The 16,900-nt window shown below is 52.3% G+C and carries 15 protein-coding genes and 2 tRNA genes; 6 read left to right on the top strand and 11 right to left on the bottom strand.

Going from position 1 to position 16,900, the window contains the following annotated elements; genetic code table 11:
* Nucleotides 1-51 precede the first annotated feature (51 nt).
* From KR52_RS07365 to KR52_RS07355, 4 genes are all read left to right on the top strand, one after another.
* Nucleotides 52-123 (top strand) — tRNA-Lys (locus KR52_RS07365).
* 13 nt (nt 124-136) lie between these two features.
* Nucleotides 137-310: a hypothetical protein gene (locus KR52_RS14260; RefSeq protein ID WP_156957642.1), complete on the top strand. Its 174-nt coding sequence runs from the start codon at nt 137-139 to the stop codon at nt 308-310.
* Nucleotides 311-334: 24 nt separating this feature from the next.
* Nucleotides 335-1,486, top strand: a complete 1,152-nt coding sequence (locus tag KR52_RS07360) for an NAD(P)-binding protein (RefSeq protein ID WP_038554186.1) — start codon at nt 335-337, stop codon at nt 1,484-1,486.
* Nucleotides 1,487-1,499: 13 nt separating this feature from the next.
* Nucleotides 1,500-1,573, top strand: a tRNA-Pro gene (locus KR52_RS07355).
* A 501-nt stretch (nt 1,574-2,074) separates the two neighbouring features.
* Here KR52_RS07355 and KR52_RS14255 read toward each other — a convergent pair.
* The 8 genes from KR52_RS14255 to KR52_RS07310 form a co-directional block, all read right to left on the bottom strand.
* The gene (locus KR52_RS14255) at nt 2,075-2,281 is read right to left on the bottom strand and encodes a hypothetical protein (protein WP_038554183.1); all 207 of its coding nucleotides are present in this window, start codon (nt 2,279-2,281) and stop codon (nt 2,075-2,077) included.
* A 1,923-nt stretch (nt 2,282-4,204) separates the two neighbouring features.
* Complete coding sequence (locus KR52_RS07340) at nt 4,205-4,816, bottom strand: site-specific integrase (protein WP_253912339.1); 612 nt, start codon at nt 4,814-4,816, stop codon at nt 4,205-4,207.
* A 334-nt stretch (nt 4,817-5,150) separates the two neighbouring features.
* Nucleotides 5,151-5,507 (bottom strand): hypothetical protein, encoded by a 357-nt coding sequence (locus KR52_RS07335; protein ID WP_051834303.1) that lies wholly within the window; start codon nt 5,505-5,507, stop codon nt 5,151-5,153.
* 272 nt (nt 5,508-5,779) lie between these two features.
* Nucleotides 5,780-5,881 carry a DUF4278 domain-containing protein gene (locus tag KR52_RS13655; RefSeq protein WP_071840202.1) on the bottom strand — a complete coding sequence of 34 codons (102 nt, stop codon included), beginning with the start codon at nt 5,879-5,881 and terminating at the stop codon, nt 5,780-5,782.
* 265 nt (nt 5,882-6,146) lie between these two features.
* Nucleotides 6,147-6,698, bottom strand: coding sequence for a VOC family protein (locus KR52_RS07330; RefSeq protein WP_038554176.1), 552 nt, complete (start codon nt 6,696-6,698; stop codon nt 6,147-6,149).
* 703 nt (nt 6,699-7,401) lie between these two features.
* Complete coding sequence (locus tag KR52_RS07320; RefSeq protein WP_156957641.1) at nt 7,402-7,737, bottom strand: hypothetical protein; 336 nt, start codon at nt 7,735-7,737, stop codon at nt 7,402-7,404.
* Nucleotides 7,738-8,397: 660 nt separating this feature from the next.
* Nucleotides 8,398-8,715, bottom strand: a complete 318-nt coding sequence (locus KR52_RS07315; RefSeq protein WP_038554168.1) for a DUF3303 domain-containing protein — start codon at nt 8,713-8,715, stop codon at nt 8,398-8,400.
* A gap of 725 nt (nt 8,716-9,440) precedes the next feature.
* Nucleotides 9,441-9,665 (bottom strand): hypothetical protein, encoded by a 225-nt coding sequence (locus tag KR52_RS07310; protein ID WP_038554167.1) that lies wholly within the window; start codon nt 9,663-9,665, stop codon nt 9,441-9,443.
* A 1,546-nt stretch (nt 9,666-11,211) separates the two neighbouring features.
* Here KR52_RS07310 and KR52_RS15265 point away from each other — a divergent pair.
* Entirely contained in the window at nt 11,212-11,337 is a 126-nt protein-coding gene (locus tag KR52_RS15265; RefSeq protein ID WP_256382102.1) for a hypothetical protein, read from the top strand.
* 1,695 nt (nt 11,338-13,032) lie between these two features.
* Here KR52_RS15265 and KR52_RS07295 read toward each other — a convergent pair.
* From KR52_RS07295 to KR52_RS07280, 3 genes are all read right to left on the bottom strand, one after another.
* Complete coding sequence (locus KR52_RS07295) at nt 13,033-13,311, bottom strand: DUF3764 family protein (RefSeq protein WP_038554163.1); 279 nt, start codon at nt 13,309-13,311, stop codon at nt 13,033-13,035.
* Nucleotides 13,312-13,345: 34 nt separating this feature from the next.
* A complete protein-coding gene (locus KR52_RS07290) occupies nt 13,346-13,576 on the bottom strand; it encodes a hypothetical protein (RefSeq protein WP_038557020.1) in 231 nt (76 codons plus the stop codon).
* Between the two features lie 1,710 nt (nt 13,577-15,286).
* Nucleotides 15,287-15,496: a hypothetical protein gene (locus KR52_RS07280; RefSeq protein ID WP_038554160.1), complete on the bottom strand. Its 210-nt coding sequence runs from the start codon at nt 15,494-15,496 to the stop codon at nt 15,287-15,289.
* A 612-nt stretch (nt 15,497-16,108) separates the two neighbouring features.
* On the opposite strand from KR52_RS07280, the gene KR52_RS14250 reads away from it, so the two are divergent.
* Nucleotides 16,109-16,840: a hypothetical protein gene (locus KR52_RS14250; protein WP_156957640.1), complete on the top strand. Its 732-nt coding sequence runs from the start codon at nt 16,109-16,111 to the stop codon at nt 16,838-16,840.
* Nucleotides 16,841-16,900 lie beyond the last annotated feature (60 nt).

The raw sequence follows: 16,900 nt of genomic DNA, 5'->3' as shown, positions 1-16,900 counted from the left end.
ACCCGAGTGATAACCTCAATTGGTGCCAAAATGGCATGCCCAAGCGGGCACGGGTCGCTAGCTCAGCGGTAGAGCATCCGGCTTTTAACCGGCTGGTCCTGAGTTCGAATCTCAGGCGACCCATATCAACGCTTTGATGTCGTCTCGTGACTCAGTCGAGCCGATCACCTGGCGGCTGTTAGAAAGCCCTGAACTCCTGATCAGGCCAACGGTTCAGATGGCGTATTTCGCATTTTTTGGCGTCACGATTCTTCTGGCTCTCCTGGGCGGTTTGTTCTCTCGTGTCGCTGCTGAGCGTTACTGGATGTGATCAACGGCGGAGGCTTCAGCGAACGTGGCTGAGGTTGATCTCGCCGTCATCGGCGCAGGACTGGCTGGCTGCAGCCTGATTGGACGGCTCCAGCAGCTGGGATCAGACCTCAACATCGCTTTGATTGAGGCCGGCAGGGGACCTGGAGGCAGGACGGCCACCCGCAGGAGGCGGGAGCAGAGCGGCTGGTTGCTCAACCATGGAGCACCGGGCTTTGGCCTGAGTGAATCCATGCCGCAGGAGACGGAAGCTTTGCTTGCGCCGTTGAGATCAGCGGGTGTTCTCCAGCGTGACGAGCGAGCTGTGCTTTCCCTCGATGCCGAGTCAGGTTTGTGCCCCGCCACGAGCCATGAAGCCTGCCCTGACGGGGGCTGGTGGCATGGGTTTCCCTGCATGGCCAGCATCTGTTCAGCGCTGCTCGATGGTGCTGGCTCCGTGCAACTGAGCCGACAGTTCAAAACCCGCGTGCGCTGGCTGGAGCGACGCCAGGATCATTGGCTGCTGGAGAGCGAGAATCGGAGCTGGAGCCTAAGGGCCAAGCACCTTGTGCTCAGTGGGACCCTGCTGGCCCACCCCCGCTCCCTGAAGATGCTGGCCTGGGACGACGTGCCTCTGCGTTCAGCCGTTGAAAAGGGAGTGGACGTTCGTCTCGATGCAGTGCTGAGCCTGCTGCACCAAAGCCAAGCCGAGGTGCGCTGGAACCTGATGGTGGATCTGGGCCTGCTCGCGCTCAACGGTGAACAGCTCCCGGCACAGATCTGGTTGAACGACGCCGCCAAAGCGCGCTGGAAAGTGGAACGCCTCGTGCTCCAGCCACAAAGCGATGGTCGCTGGGGGCTGGTGGTGCATGGCTTGGATTCCGGAGAAGCGATCACGCCCGAAAGCCAGGGCCGCCTGCTGGCTCAGGAGCAACAGCGTCTGGTGGACCTGTTGCCCCAGCTGCTGCAGAGCCTGCCGGTTGTTTCAGCTGCGTTGAACCAGGCGACGCCAGTGGGGGTGATGCGCTGGGGCGCGTCAAGGCCCCTCAACCACCCTCTGCCACAGGAGCTGCAATGGTGCCCCACAAGCGAAGTGGGGTTCTGCGGCGACTGGATCGAAGGCCCTGGCTTCGGCACCGCTGAAGGCGCCATCCGCAGCGGGGTCAACCTCGCTGAACAGTTGCACGCTGCCAGCTAACCTTTGAGGGCGCCGGGGAGTGGCGCAGTTTGGTAGCGCGCTTGCTTTGGGAGCAAGATGCCGCAGGTTCGAATCCTGTCTCCCCGACTGCAATCTGAGCGATTCCCCAAACCGCTCGTGCCAACCCGGTGCCAAACGGCATCGGGTTTTTCATGCCTTTGGCACGAATTTCCTGGACAGCAGGGAACGCGTATTGACAGCATTCCGCCTGCGTAACAGCTTGAATTCATCAAAATCGGAACCTCCTAGATACCGACCATCCCAGCTACCGCCTGAATGGCTCTGGGTTTACAAACGAGCGACGGTTCGAGACCTCACTGCGGTCCCGTCGCGCATTCAGGGGCCAGATCAGTGAGGGGGATGGAATCAGGCCTGGCAAGCCCCACCCAGATAGCCAAAGGATGGAAAGGCATTCACCAGCAGGGAGAGGACAGGTCCTCGCTGGGTTTGCGGATCCCACTGACTAATGAATACGCCCGAATGAGTGCATGAGCCCGAGGCTGCAAAGCATCTGGCGCTCAAGCAGAACACCCTTAGAACCATGCGGCGTGAGCGCAGGCTGGAACCTGGTGAGCACCATCTTCAGGTTCAACCCTCGGGATCGTGCAGCTGTTCCCACCGGCCGAGCATGGGTTCTAACAAAGGTTCTGGATAGCCCTGGTCATTAAGTCGCCATAACTCGTCGTTGAACCTGTAGCCGAAGATCGCCGCCATGACGGGTTCTTGCAGAGGGTCACCCCCCATTGGCCGACGAAGGCCCTCATCCCATGCGTGCAGATCATTGGTGTTGCTCATGACGACACTCTGCCCCCCTTTTTTTCTGCTGGTGACAAAATGCCTTGGTCGGTATCAATTCACGCTGAATCGACTGGTGTTACTGGCGTATTTGGTGTGCGTCCCTTTCTGGAGGGCTCCGGGCGGGACGCGGACCCAAGTCAGCGGCAAACTGCTAGGTCTGTCTGTCTTAGCGAAAAAAGATTGCTCTTCACGAACTGATGCCCTGCAACGCAGCCCAGCTGTTTTTGGCATCTTGTCACAGGCCGCAACGGCGTTGTGCCTGAGCATTCGCCGGCGGGTCTGAGGGACTGGCGGGCGGGGCGATAATCACTAAACGCTCGCAGATACATTCCCCACGTCGACCAATTTTTTCTTTTTAGCTTTTTACTCTATTTATAAGGAGTGAGATGCGAGCAGCCAAAACTCCAATTGAAAGGCTGGAGTTCGGTCTTCGGTGGGAGGCTTATCGGCTTGCCTATTTCTCCTCCATTGGTCACAGCGCGAAAGTGGCAGCCTTGACCGCAAAACTACAAACGCTTGAAGAAGACCTACGCAGAGAGAGCTGCCAGTTCAGCGATGTAGGGCAGACGGCCTTCGTCAAAAAAGGATGCTTTAGACACAAGGCGAGACTCAGTGACTTCTGTCGCAACTCTCCCGGGTTTGGTGTTGGAGCATCAACGCACCCTTAACGCCCTCTTTGCGCTGAATGTTGAACGCACTAGGCGTTAGCTGTCCTCAACCAGCTCAATCATGTTGCGCAGCGTCCTCAACTGCAGCTCAGTCCATAGCCCCTGCATACAGCACAAGGCGTTACTTAACTACATGAATTGGTGTAGCTGGGTATCGCTTTCACACATCAATTTACAGTGGCTTTTAACTTCAACGCATCGAATTCCATACCCCCATGTCTTTTGTATCTTCACGACATCAAAAGCGCACAAATGCTCAACTTGGACATTTGGCACGTGAGGCTGAAATTGAAACCAACAGAAGACGGCTGGAAATCATGGAATTAAGGCGACTTGAGCGTTGAGCGCTGGCAGTACAAGGCTGACTCTCAGTCTTGACTTGACGTACTAATCCGGTCACGGCTTTGCGAAGGGAAAGGCTGTCAAGCCAACAATTGGAGATGCAACGCAGCCTCTCCAGCAAAGAATCAATGTCGACAAATTCTATCCGGCGTGAAATTAAGCCAATCGCTAAGCAGCCGAATGATCATCAAGATCAGATAGCTCTTTAATATTCTCGGCTATTTTGATCAAGATAGGGCCTGAATGCTTGCAAGCCTTTGGATCTTGGCCTAAAAACTCATCTCTATAAAGCATCAATTGAAGAATCTCAATCTCTTCACTTAGGCAGTCGCGGTAGGAATATTCCATAACAACCCCTAGTCGTAAAGGACATGGTCCCGCGATGGCCTGCGAAGATCACGTTGTTCCTTTTCTTGCTGAATCCTCTGCAATCGGTAATACGCAGAGACGCAACGGGGACACTCGCAAGGAACACCACAATCCTCAAGCTGACGCATTGCGATGTCCGCTTGATAATTTTCTGACCAGGTATATGGAGTCACCATATTACGGCTAAAGTCCAGACAACCATGCACGAATTTCTAAATTGCCGTGGTCCAATGGGATCAATGTGCTGAACTCAACAACACAAACTGTGTACTGAGCTACACGTCCATCTGAGAACCGGTTCCAAATGGTTAACAGCTGCTGTTCGGAGTGGAGCCACCCTTCACAACCTGCCTTTTCTGGCGCCTCGTGAAAGCTGCGACCCTTGTTCGCCATGGCGTGGAGTCTCTATTGATCCCAACAAATGGGTTCGAAGACCCACCCATTCGCTGTGAGCAGCCAGTTGCACTGAAAACGCATGTTTTGCAGTGGCGGATTAACGGTGTGGTCCTTATTCGGCATGGCGCGCAGTCTGGCTAATCAGTCAAACGTTGACCGCTGCCACGAGGTCTGCCGTCGCATTTGGCTTGAACCGTGCGTAGCTCTTCAGATGCACCTCGATGGTGTGGCCCATGGCCTCGCAGATGTTGGCGATGGGGATGTTCGCGGCGTGCATCCCCTTGGCGTACCGATGGCGGAATGAATAGGGGGTGAGCTGCTCACCCTGGTGCTCGGCTTCAGTCTTCAGCGCCATCCACACCTTGCGCCGGCGCAGGTATTGATTCAGCGCCTGGCCACCATCACCCTCACGGTTCAAAGGCGGTAGTTGTTCGCCCACCTGCAAGCGTGCCTGGAGCCTCCAATCAATGGCGACACCATCGGCATCACGCAGCAGTAGGGGGTGCAGCCGCCGCTGTTCTGTCTTGGCTCCCTTCGTGTCCCCCATCGACTTCTGATAAATCGTGCAGAGTTCTGCCCCACCGGCCCCGTCCTTGATGCGGAGGTGGCGCAACTCCTCAGGGCGGAGGCCGAAGACGGCATACAACTGAATGGCAAATCGCCTGCGGTCGTGCACGTCACCTTCAGGCAGGTTGTCCAGCAGCTGCAGGATTTGTGCATCGCTGAGGGGGTAGCCAATGCGCTTGGGCTCCAGCACCTCAGGAAGCGCTGCAGGGGGGGGTGTAAATGGGCTTTAGATGCCCACGCTGCACTGCCGAGTTGAGGAAGCCATAGAGCTTCTGACGGCTCGTCTGATGCATCCGTGAGCCCTGTTCCCATTGCGCAAGGCATTGCATCGCCAACGCTTGAACAGGTCAGGGGGATTGGCGCGTAGTGCTTCAACAAGTTCACCCATCAGGAACAGGGCGATGCGGGTATCGCGGGTCATGGGTCAGACGTGACTGCCTTGAGTGTTCCCGCTCAGCTCAAGCAATAAAAAACCCCACCTAGCAAGCGGGGCCATGCAGCCAAGCTCCTACCTCAGTTTTCAGCTAGCGGGGGGAACCGTTGTAAACAACATCTGCAACAGAATTCCCATCTGGTGAGACCAGGATCTCAGTTTCAACTGTGGGCGGACTTCCCGCCTCTTGCCAGCCTGGAGACCCACCATCAAACACGAACAGGAAGCCATCGCTTGCATCCTTCAAGCAGTCACCACCTCCCTTCCCTGTGGCGTACATGCATTTCGCGGCTCTGTAATTGTTGAGTCCGCCATTGATTGACTCAGCACGCATCCTGGCGGTGTTAATCGCACGGACGTTTTCTTTTGAAACTTTTTGGGCAAAGGCGGGAGACAGCAGCAGTGAACTCACCAGAAATCCTGCCGACAGGCTGACGACTCTTTTCAAGACGAATCAATTCAGTGTGCTACCACTGAATAGCAACGTGTCACAAGTGGCGCATAGCGAAGACGCAGCCTCATTCTTTTGGGACCAACAACGGAAGGCTTTTCAGTCCACCTTGACTTCTTCTCTTCAGTCGTCGCGGCTTTCGGTCGTCAGCCAGCCCTGTTTCCAGCCTTAGGCGCCCAGCCCACCTACTTCTGCCAGGTCGGCACTGAATTAGTAGGCATAAAGAAACCCCCGCAGAAGCAGGGGCCTTGCGAAGAATCAAGCCGTGATCACTTGGCGTAGGAAACGCCGCGGTAGGTCATTACAGGCTTGTTGGAGGCGCCAGCCACTTTTTGCTGGTCGTACTTCTGGCCGCGATAGGTCAGGGTCATTTGTGGTTCCTCAGAAGTCCAGGTCCCCGTTCCGTGGCCTGGTGATCTGCGCCTCGCAGAAGCGAGGTGAACGTTGTTAGTAGCGGTTGCTACGCATCCTTTATAGGGGGAGCGTCAACCCCTGTGTCGTTCGTGCGGATACACAGCAAGTTGTTGGTTGAAACTCTGCTTCGTGCAACTACCCCATTCCTTCTGCAATGTAGGAGCCCAGTGGATGCAGCGCTTTTTCAGGAATACAACCTGCCTGCGCGGTCATAAGTGCTGACTACTCAGCGGTAAAATTAGACATTATTTTGCTAAAACGTTCTCTCCATTCCTTCCAAGCTTCACATTCAGGGAACTTTTCAACAAGCGATTCGGTGTCTGCTACTAACTTCTCGAATGGTTGTGTCATATCAATAGGGATGGTGGCAATCGGTGGCGCGTATGTATGCGTGTATGCGAAAAATTCAATCGGATTATTTTCTGGGTCGCTGAAATAAACCGACCAACTTCCGCCATGGTTCATCGCCATGACCTCACCATGTGCGATGGCTTGAATGGTTGCAAAATTCTCGTGGAGAACTTTCAAGCTGTCGACCTCAAAAGAAATTTGATTGAACTGGCTCGCTTCATTGGCCTTCCGTCCTGTTGCCAAGACAAGTTGGTGATGCTCCTTCGGGTCTTTGCTCAAAAACAGCATCCGAGATGCTTGGAATTCCCAAGAGTCGGTGATAATAAATCCTAATTTGTTGACGTAAAAACTCTTCATGAGATCTAGATCATGCACGTAAAATCCGAAATGGGATGGTCGCGCTGAAGCGAGAAAATGAATCATGACCTGCAATGAGAACAGTACTTGGTTTTTGCTGGTTGGTCCGAAGCTGGAGCAGAAACAAGACCAGAGTCATGCCCTTGCTCCGTACAAGGCAAACTGCTTGCAATTTTTTTTAGTGTCGGGCCTGGGGTTGAATTTGAGGGTGGGCAGTAGGGGTGACCACCATTTCGATGCTACTATTCACCCGAACGAAAAGTTGCAGGTATAAGCGATCAAATCAACTCTGTTGCATCCAAGCTTGAACAACTTCTTGCAGCAGTTGCGAAAAGTCCGACGCTTGAGCGTCCGCTGAGATTGGCGATCACTGCGCAACAGGTTTGTTATCTCTTCGGCTGAAATCGAAATTACGCCAGGTGCCTTGGTAATGCACTACGCAGCCTTACTAATGAGTGCTGCCGATGATATAGCTGGAGCCACCTTTGATCTGTGCAGTTGGGATTCAGGAGAATTTCACTGGGCGATGAAGCAATGGAAGTGATTCTCTCGGATGTCACCATTTCCAGGGAAAGGAGGCAGCCGTGAGCCTCCCCTCCGCTGTGGCCAGAAAGGCCCCTGATTGTGTCAAGTCCAGGGGCTGAGCACTTTTCGGATGCTTAAAATTCAGTATTGCTTGATCAGGACTGTCTACTTGCGCCTACGCAAACATGCTTGAGCCCTGGTCTGGCGTAATCAACTGAGCGGTCAAGCGCAAATATTTTATATATCAATTTTCCAACTCATCTTTGTTGGACTCTTTCGCAATCTCAGGTGCCTTTGGCATAATCATCGCCACAAAAATAGCAATAGCCGAAAGCCCGACGAAAGGGATAAACACAAAGTTTCTGATCAGTTTTCCCACGCGTAGCTTTTCTCTTGCTTCCCTGAGGCTCAGATTTTGTCCTATATCTGCGAGGGCTTTGATTAGACGACTTTCTTCTTTAGTTGCTGAGCTGGCAGGGGTATCAATATTTTGTCCAGTATTAGGCCATTTTTGTTTCTTTTGATGTTTGAGGCATTCGTCCCATGAACACACACCATCTCCGCTCCAGCTGGGAACCACCTCCCCCATTCGAGGGATTTATTCAGGCAACCTCTTCCCCCAACTGGGTGACCTAAGACAAACCTCTTCCATACAAGCTTCTTCAGGTGCCACCAACTTGGTTTGATGCCGGGTTATTGCTCACAGGCAGAGGACAGTCCTCTGCTCAATATCCGCCAATTCGCAGAACCATCTCAAGAGCACTCAAGCCAAAGATGAACGTGCCACCTAGTAGCGCGAGTTCCTTCTTGGATGAAGCCATTGGAAGCAGGGCGGAGCCCATAATGAGCGACGCGAAAAAGATTAAGGGATTCTGCAATTCCAAACAAGTACCTCTTGTCACAGAAGCCAGTGTCTCATTGGATGTAACGGAAACTTCATGTACTTGAGTTCAAGTACCTACAGATATCGATACACTATTCACATAACTTTATTTTTCTGGTGAGAGTAAATCCAGGGGTTTATCGCCCGTTACGCCAGAAGTAGATTCTTAACTCATTGGCGTTCCTGTTGGTTTCGAAAGCCTGGATAGGTACGGGGTAATGCGAGTGTCATGGGTCAAACGTGACTGCCATGGGTCTTCCCCGGTGGGAGAGGAGAGGCCAACAAAAATCACGCCATTACTGGCGGGCTGAATGCTCTGTTGGGAGATGGGTGGCGACTGAATTTCGGAAAGGCTTGTTATTCGGCAGCAGCCGCAGCTTCTACACCAGGCCACATCGCAGCGAATTGAGCATCGGAAACAACAGCTGTCACATCGAATTCAATTCCATATCCTTTGATCCAAGGACCGAGGTGAGCCCAGACTTTCCCAATGTCACTGGCCTCTGCAATAGCAACACCACTTCCACTGATCGGTTCACAGACTCGGCACTTCAGTTCAAACCCTTCGAACTTGTCTCCAGGGGCACCAGAATTAATGTAGTCAGCGAAACCAGGACAAGACTCCCAAGCACCTTCAACGGTAGGGAAGCTCCAAACAATCAAATAGTGCTGCAAAAGAGACAAAGCAGGATTTACTTCTTGTAGCCAGGCTCAGCATTAAAGTCCGCAAATAACCTGATCTCCGCACAATACCTAACTCCTGTGCAAGCATGACTAACAGATTTTCATGACGATATAGCTGAAAAACTAAAGTTGGGCTCACATGCTGGCAAACCACAGACCCCGACAAAACCTTGCCTTGATGAAGGGGTGAATATTTTATCGGGAGATGGATGGCGGCAACAACAACACATTTAACAATGCTCTTTTTATAGGGCAACGCAGCTGAGAACTTACGGGGCTTTAAGCACCAAATGAATCGATGAACGAAAAGGCGAGAGCTTTATCTTGTCGTGGAGGTGCAAATACTCGGTCTGGTTGAATTGCTTTCTTTACACGCATGAAGTTATAGTAGTGAAATATTATTCCATTTTGAGCGAAATCCTGGTTGAATGGAGTCGCTTGCACCTAGACCGATGGGGTCGTTACAGTCAATATCATAGTTATCAATTTCTCCTCCATTTACTGAAATAAAGACGTGGTTAATATGCGGGCTTTTTTGCTACCTGGGACATGATAGAGGCAGACGTATTCATCGTTCACTGTTTTGGCAACCACAGCTAGATAAAGACCGCGCGTTCGTGTGACCCACATTGGGTTAGCCCAAAAGAACCCATTCAAGGGTCCACTACTGAAGACCTCTCTCAAGGCTTATGCAATCCAACCAATCTAAAAATAGTTCAGCTTTGACCCCAGTTAAAACCGAATTTTTTTGATGCGGAAAACTCGATTTCTTTGCGTAGCTGAGACATCGCCTCGCGAGCAAAGGCCTTCTCATTTTCCTGTGCGGTGATGATCTGTTTAGTTACCTCGCGAAGCTTCTCTAAGTCTTGGCAGGCTTCGATCTCGCGCAATGCAGCTTCGAGATGGAATCTCTGCTCAAGCGAAAGATGGTGATTTGTCACGAGAAGTATGGGAGGGAAATGCCTGATGGTTAGTCAGGCCACGAGTTGCTTTAGTTTCAAACAGCCGAAATGCTGAAAGGAGCCGCTGGGAGTAGTAGGCACAGGGTCGGACTTACCCTCTGCCAGTGATTTGGCAAGGATATACATCTGACTATTAGTTGGTCCTTGAGCTTGCATCGAGGCAGCAACAACAACCCAGTTACGAATTTCGGTGGTGATTGGATTGATTGAAATGAAACAACTACGTTCGCCAGTCTTAAAAGCACTACTTGAGTGAGATAACCGAACCGCAACAGAACAACTGTCAAAAATCCAAAGCGGTAAGCAAAAAGCCAATTAAGCGTCAGAGAAGCGCAGACCAGTTACAGCGAGAGAAGGGAACTCAAAAATAGTTAAAGCTTAGGCTTCACACATTCATTACTGTTGGCTTTACATGGTCCGAAGCCAAGCACACACTGCACGGCCGAAAGAACTTGCAATGGCTTGAGAAGCACCATCAGCACTGAGGTGGAGACAGGAATCATGGCTCGTCTCTCCGAAGCTTTGAAGCGGCAAAACGCCAAGCGACTATGGAACTTGCAGAAGCACCGAACGCAAGAAATGCGATCAGCATCTGAGAAGTATTCATGGGTAATTGACTAATGTGACTTTCTAGCTAGTTATTAACGATTGGCGCCGTTGTTACCAATAGAAAAAGTGAGGGGGCGATGTGTTGGGGGTGTAGGAATAGTCTAATTCTGTGTAGGCACAAGGAGGGAGGCCGCCCCTCCCAGGTGGAAGAGGCGGCCTAGCTCGCTCGCTTGTGCATCATTAAACCCGTGATGTGATCAGGGGTTGAGAGGCCAGCCCATCTACGACAGGAATGGGGTGACCTCTTCTATTGTTCGCTCCCGACATCCCTGTGATGACGGAACAGGGGCGATGCCGTATGCCATTGCTGGCGGCGGGCGAAGTGTCGGGCTTTCAGGTTCTTGGGGCCATTGCGTCCAGGTGATGGGCTGGATTCCTACGGGGCACCTACGAACGGTGCAGAGGAGAGTTGACTGTTCTGACGACCATCAGTGTCGTCACAGACGAGTAGCCCACGGTTGGGTGGAAACTGTTGGAGCAGGGACCTAAAAGTCGGGCGACTTTTACGGATTGCTCAGGTGGAGTGTCTGCCGTCATTGGCTCCTCCGATCTCGATGGATTCACTCTTGTCAGCGAGCACGCACAAGGTGATCAGCCTTAACGCTCATTGCCCTTCAAGACCGAACCATCCGATGTTGGTCTCGATTTGCTTGGCCAGCTCCTCGTCAGAAGGATCCATCAACCCAGCCGGAGAGATGAACTCTCACCACGCTCAGCAAGAGAGTGATTAGCCGTGGTTCCCGTGGAGCTGTGGCCGCGCGTCACCTCTAGGGCCTTTTCTTGAACTCAAGCCTTACCAGTCGATTCAGTGAAATTTGCTACCAAACGCTTGAATTGAATTGCACAAAAACCTCAGGTTTATGGGCCAACAGCTGGCATACCTCTGAGACAGCTCGCTGCATCCAGGGGCAACGACGTGCGCACCCATATGAAGCACTACTGGCAATGGACTGATGAGGCTGGCCTCGATGCTGCTTTCAGTGCAGCCAACGCCAAGCTCACCGCATCACTGACCAGCCGCCAGATGCAGCAACAGCAGTAGCTGCCGTTTGTGGAGGGGCGGCGTCTCATGTCCGCCCCCAAGGCATCGAAGCCCTAAATCGTGGGCCGTGCCTGAAAAGGTTCTATGCCAGATGTTGGCCCATAAACCTGAGTGATTTGACTCAATCCATTGGGCAGGTCAAAACCGCTACCTCTTCACCAAACGCTCCTGAGCCATCACAGGAATACGACCTCCCGATTTTCGTGGAATTTCTGTTTGCGGCTTTGTTCCTGTCCACCTTCGCCTCGGTTATCGCAACTGTTTTTCGCAGCAGCTATTGATCAGCGCACAGGCGGGGGCAGCGCCTCCAGCCGTTTTTTCTCTTGGCAACAAAAAAGAGGCAGGCCCCTCAGCCCACCCCCAAACGACGCATTGAAGGCACCTCTGCCCTCTCATCCATCCTCGCTGACGGACGGGCTCTCGCCGGGTATCAGATGCACCTAATTAGGCATTGATGACTATCCAGATTTTCTCAGGTTGGCTGTGAGGATGGACTAGGCGCATGCACCACTGCCACGTCTTAGGAGATGAAACTCGCGGGTTCCCTCGCCCGCGTCTCCCTAGTTACCCAGCCTCAGGAGCCCAGCCCACTTCCTGCTGCCACGTCGGTGCCCAAAGCTTGCAGTGCCACCTCAGGTGCTCGCACTGTTGCAGCTGGTTCTGCCTGAGGTTGCAGCCCACCATCGTGTAGCAATGCGAGTGTCACGGGTCATGGCTCATGCGTGACTGCCTTGAGTGTTCTCGTTTCTGCTGGTTTCTCTTCAACTAGTTAAGGATTGAGGTCTTCAAACCTTTCCCGGCCCCCCCAGCATTCACAACGGACCACGAGGCAGAACCAGAAGCAATGCCGAAATGGCAGCAGATGACACTTGACCCGCAATGAGGTCTTGTTACACCAAGGAAGTTGGTAGGAGATCTGATGGAGATTCATCTTCACCACGCTCAATCACTTGGCGAACTCATCCTTGATGGACGACACAAGCCATTTCGCGCATTGGCTTGCCCATTGAAACCTGCGGTGGTGAGAGGCGGAAGAGAGGCAAAGCGTCGCCAATAGTTCGAATGGAGGCCTCACCTCATTCACCTCGGTATGCCGATCCTGCATATCGGATCGAATTAGCCCATCAACTCCGTCTGAGCTCATCAAGATGAGTTCGATCTCAGAGGGTGTGCATTGCAGAGCGGTCACCCCTTTGTTTCCTTTTCCCTTTGACCAGTTCAGGTCCATCCACGTAGCAGACCACCTGGTTCGGCCAAAGCGCATGGACAATCCGATAGGTACCCAAGGTTGAAATTGCCTTGCTTCGAGCACCGATCAAAGCCTTGAACTCAGTCTTGAAGTTTAATTCCCTGATCCATTTACGGTCAGACCCTCGACGTTCGATGAAGTACATGCCAAGAATGGTTCTCAAGGTCAATTCAGAAGGTAGATACGTTCAGCTGCTGTGCATCTCTGTTTCATCGATTCAGGACATCCCTCTCTCATTAGGTGTCAAGTGATGCGTCATGCCCTGTCGAAGCAGGGTTACGACAAAGGAGCTCCAGTTGATTTGCACTGATCCGGAGCGGCGAAGTCACCTACGTGCAGGCGGTGGCTTCGCTTGTCTAAAAAAGCATTCGAATGACGAAACCCAGATGAGGGCTTCCCCCAACTAAGCCATCATCCTGACAAATGACAAAGGGGAGTTGAGGGATTCATGCAAGCCAACGAGTGATTACGGTGCCTTCATAGACATGACCAGAAGCTTCAACAACCGGCTTGGTCTCTGGGTTCGTGAAGATGTTGTAGAGGATATCTTCGGGTCCTTGAAACATCACTGTCGCTCTTTTGGAGTCATCCTTGCAGACACCTATAAAGAAGGTCTTGACTCCCATCTCGGCAAACATCGCTTGTTGCTCAGGCGCATTCATATGTGCCTGATATTCCTCAAACGTGTTGCTGAGCTTGAAATCCAGAACAGTTGTCTCAGTCATGACCTAGTTGGCGTTCATTCGCGACAGACCTCTTTTAGCCAGCCTCAGGAGCCCAGCCCACTTCCTTCTGCCACGTCGGTGCCCAGAGCTTGCAGGGCTTCTTCAGGTGTTCACCCTTCTGGAGCTGCTTCTGGCGAAGGTTGCAGCCCACCATCGTGTGACAGTGCTGATCCACTCCATAGGTGAAGTGTTGGCAGGTCATGCAGACCACGCCGCCTTTCCAGCTCTGCAGGCCTCGCTCATGAATGAAGCCCCACTTCTCCACAACGCTCCGCATCAGTACGCCTGCACTACTTCAGGTGAAGGAGGTTCGGCAATGGCTCAGCCCCCTCAGCCCCAATGGGCGGTGATTACGACAGGCCCGAGCAAGCTCCAATCAACCATCTGAGCCAACGCTGAGGCCATCGTTGTTGGTTCATTGAGGTGAAGGGCCATCTGGCTTTTGCCTTGTTCTTGCTGGCTGCTGTTTGGCTCGCCCCATTTCGTGAGGATGCGACCAAGCGCTATCTGCCTTCCACTTCTCAGTCCTCTCTCCTGGGTCCTGAAGAAAACAGGGGGCTTCGGTAGACCACTTACACAGCAAGCGCATCTTGAGCCTGCAGATCCAGGGGGTTCTGCACCTGGGAGTCGAGGACCACTTGACCTCCTCCCTAACAACAGGGGAATCGAGGACCGCAAGGACTCTTCCCCACACCATTTCGAAGCCGTCAGATCAGAAATTGGTGGGAAATCACCGCACGTATCGGGCGTAGCTCGGCAGTCGCTTTAAACGAATCTGAGTCGAGTAACCCGTCGGCGTGATGATGTTCACCACTTCAGGAGCAGGGCTATTCAGCGTGTAACCACGTTGGGTCAACTTGGCCCAGGATTGTTTGAGTAATTCTGTGTCCATAAGATTTTGATAACACATCTCATCACGTTTCCGCCAGTCGTGGGCAATATGTGCCACTTGATGCATTTAAAAGCGAGGAATTAGCGGACAATCAGGCAAAGCAGAAGAGAGATGATCCAAGAATTCAGCATGATTTCTCGGCCTCCACCGATAGTTCATCAGCTTGGGGACAAGCGCTTTGTTGTCTGCGTGTCGAGTGGGCTGTGCCTGGAATTTGCTGACCGATGGGATGCCGAGTGCTGCTTGAAGAGCCTTCAGGTTTCCAGTGTTTTGCCTGAGTAGCTATTTATACATTTAGTGGGCAGGGATTAAGCATTTTTGGCTACTGCGCAACCTCAGGATTACAAGATTATTCGCTGAATCGGGTCTGGCAGATGTCTCCAGAAGAGAAGTACGACCTCTTGATGGAAGCTGCGTATACCGCCACAGACAAAGACACCTACTACAAGTTGATGCAAAAGGCTGATCAGGTCTTAAAAGACGCTCAGTCAACCGTAGACAGCACTAAAGCAGAGGCTGCTTAAAGAACTCAGCTCAAAAGCAAGAGTTGGCTGAATAAATTCATGAGGGATAGAGGATCGGGGCCTGAAGCCGTGCAAGACCAAAACGACTAATTGAAAACCTTGGCTTGTACGACTTCGATTACCAGTCAAACTGCTCTGGTCAATGGATACCGAGTGGCAAGAGGCGGACAGAAGTGTTGGGTCTGGTTCAAGGGCAACCCACTGGAAGCTGACGACGGCAGGTGGATGGCGGGCTGGCACGGGTCTATTGGGCCCCTTGGCGGCATCAGATGCGAACACTTCGACTATGTGCACTTCCGTCTGCCGCAGTGGCGCGTGTCGTGGCATGAACCCAAGGACTTGAAAACGTCACCCGAGATACCTGATGGCGCTGAGTGGAAGCACTGGCCTGTGGATTAAATGCAAAAGAAAGCAAGGACTGCTTCCAAGGCTCCAAGCCCTAAGGGGAAGGTGCCCGCGAGCAAGGCCAGGTCTTTCGCCATCACTGTTCTGCCTTCAAATCGAATTACCCGTTCGTGGGGTCTTGCTCCCTGATGACTACCCCTTAGTGACTAGAGCCTCACCCCCAGGTGCCAACCCAGCAGCCTGTCCTGCTCTTCCACGGATAGGAAGGGGTCAAGTCAGTCCAGCAATAGCTCTTCCATCGCTGCCCCCCAAGGTCTTGCATCCCACCAGACAACCAGCGCTTGAGGTGATTAAGGTTGCTGGCCATTAGAGCTGCCACCAGCTCTCCCATCAGGAACAGAGCAATGCGGGTGTCGGTGGTCATGGCTCATCCGTGACTGCCATGGGTGTTCCCCGCTTCGTTTAATCAGCCCTATCAACGACTGGGGCCATGTCCGATGGTGAATCGGCGGTGGTCTTGACCATCAGCCAATGTGGTTTTGATCAGTTCTGTCGCAACCGAGACAGGCGAGGGGGCCGTCAAAAGTGAATGATTCCTTCAGTCACTTCAGACCGATGGGATTCCTCGCCGTTGCTGGTTGCATGCTCTTGGCCACTGCCATGTCCGCAGCTTTGACCAGCAAGCCTTCGAAAGCCTGAGGTTGGGAGGGGGCGAGCTTGGCGGCGGCCCCCAACAGATCAGGCCAACTTCAAAACGAAGCGCTGAACGGACCTAGGTCAAACCTAGGTTTTTTTGTGCTTATAAGTACTAAGCATTAACGCCTAATAGGGCGTCTGCGAAACAAGCGCCTCTAGGCATGGGAAACGATGCAGAAGTCAGTCTGGTGGAGCGATGCCCGCCCAGATGGTGATCAGGCTTTTAGGTGTGAACAAAATCACAACTGCTGTTGAGCAAGGGCACCGAGTCAACTCCTGAATTCCGAGATGGTGAGTTCACAGGGGGCAACCAAAGCCTCCAAATCTCACCTCTAATCTCATGGCTTATTTCTCCCTCAAAAAAATTGGAACACTTGCCATCTTGCCAATGATTACTTTGGCAAGCGTTACCGCCGAAGCCCATGCTGCTCCGAAAGTAAGAGCATTGAGTCAATCTCAACGCGGACAAGTTTTCCCCGCAAGCAGGTTTAAGAGGCAACAATTAACAACTATTCCAAAACTAAGAGCATTGAGTCAATCTCAACGCGGACAAGTTTTCCCCGCAAGCAGGCTTAAGAGACAACAATTAACAACTATTCCAAAACTAAGAGCATTGAGTCAATCTCAACGCGGACAAGTTTTCCCCGTAAGCAGGCTTAAGAGACAGCAATTAACAACTATTCCGAAATTAAGAGAATTGAGCCAATCTCACCGCGGGCAAGATTTCCGCAGAAGCAGGGTTTTTAACCAAAAATTAACAACCCCTACTAATTTAAAATGTGATGATTCCCTAGTTGTAGCGGTAACTGAATACAATCACAGCTCTGGCGGAGAAGCTCGACAAGCTGGAGTAAAGGAATGGGAAACTAAAGCTCACTTTGCTTATCCGGGAAACAACATTTCATGGAATTCGGCAGCTTCAAAATCTATTCAAACTAGATCAAAGGAAATTTACGTTCCTAATCATGGCTGGAACGGCAATGGTGTTGGTAGCGTGCAAAAGGTGTGGCAAGCAACCGTGAAAGGAATTCCATGCGACAAGATTAGACTCGACCCACCTGCTATTCCGTGACATAGTCCGATATTGATTTATGCATACCCTGCTCTTATGAGCAGGGTTTTTCATAGCCAA

The organism is Synechococcus sp. KORDI-52, from assembly GCF_000737595.1.
GTDB lineage: Bacteria > Cyanobacteriota > Cyanobacteriia > PCC-6307 > Cyanobiaceae > Parasynechococcus.
This window is presented reverse-complemented; position numbering and strand designations above follow the sequence as displayed.